The sequence below is a fragment of the Ruegeria sp. Ofav3-42 genome (genome assembly GCF_022347725.1).
Lineage (GTDB): Bacteria > Pseudomonadota > Alphaproteobacteria > Rhodobacterales > Rhodobacteraceae > Ruegeria.
In genome coordinates, this window is sequence record NZ_JAKRGB010000055.1 from 1 (window position 1) to 1,169 (window position 1,169).

Sequence of the window (1,169 nt, forward strand, 5' to 3'; positions counted from 1 at the left end):
AAGGACGGACAAATGAAGACGAGATTCACCGACGAACAGATCATCCAGATGATCAAGGAACAGGAAGCAGGCGAGCGGACTGCTGACGTGTGCAGGCGCTATGGTATTAGCCAGGGCACCTTCTACAAATACAAATCGAAGTATGGCGGCATGGAGCCGTCAGACGCCAAGAAACTGCGTGCGCTTGAAACTGAGAATGCCAAGCTCAAGAAGCTGCTGGCGGAACAGATGTTGGACAACGCCATGCTTCGAGATGTGAACTCAAAAAAGTGGTGACGCCCGATGCCAAGCGGAAGGCGGTGGCACATCTGGTGGAGGTCCATCAGGTGAGCCAGCGTCGGGCGTGCTCTGCTCTGGACGTGGATCGGTCAACGGTGCGGTATCAGTCACGGCGGGACGACGACACGGAGCTGCGTGACGCCATGAAGGCTGTCGCCAAGGACCGTCGCCGGTTTGGCTATCGGCGGTTGCATGTGATGGTCGAACGGCAGGGCTGGCAAGTGAACCACAAGAAGTTCCGGCGGATCTATCGCGAAGAGAAACTGCAAGTGCGTCGGAGGGGCGGACGGAAGCGTGCATTGGGCACACGAAGGCCGATGGTTGTGCCCGATGGGCCTAACCAGAGATGGAGCTTGGACTTCGTGTCTGACGCGCTAACGGACGGCCGTCGTTTTCGCATCCTGGCCGTGGTGGATGACTACACACGCGAGAATCTCGCGTTGGTCGCCGACACGTCGCTGTCGGGCTTGCGGGTCACGCGGGAGTTGGACCGGGTCATTTCCGAACGCGAGGCACCGGGGACAATCGTTTCCGACAATGGCACCGAATTCACCAGCATGGCCATCCTGCGGTGGGTTCAGGACAACGGGATCGACTGGCATTACATCGCGCCAGGAAAACCAACCCAGAACGCATTCATCGAAAGCTTCAATGGCAAGCTGCGTGACGAATGCCTGAATGAAACGCTCTTCATCTCACTGGCCGAGGCCCGTGAAACGCTGGAAGCATGGCAGGAGGATTACAACTATCAAAGACCACATTCGGCGTTGGGCAACCTAACGCCAATGGAATTTGCAGAGAAAATGAACATGGACAAACTGGCCGCGTAAGGCCATCAAACCGAACCCAAGGACTCTCCGAAGGTTGGAGGAAACTTGGGGCTCAGGTCA

1 protein-coding gene is annotated in these 1,169 nt (G+C 57.1%); it reads left to right on the forward strand.

What is annotated here, in order from left to right; all coding sequences use genetic code 11:
• Window positions 1-12 precede the first annotated feature (12 nt).
• A protein-coding gene (locus tag MHN28_RS24760) for an IS3 family transposase (protein ID WP_239345716.1) occupies window positions 13-1,109 on the forward strand; the annotation gives its coding sequence in 2 pieces (ribosomal slippage) (window positions 13-262 and window positions 262-1,109; 1,098 coding nt in all).
• The last annotated feature ends 60 nt before the right edge of the window (window positions 1,110-1,169 follow it).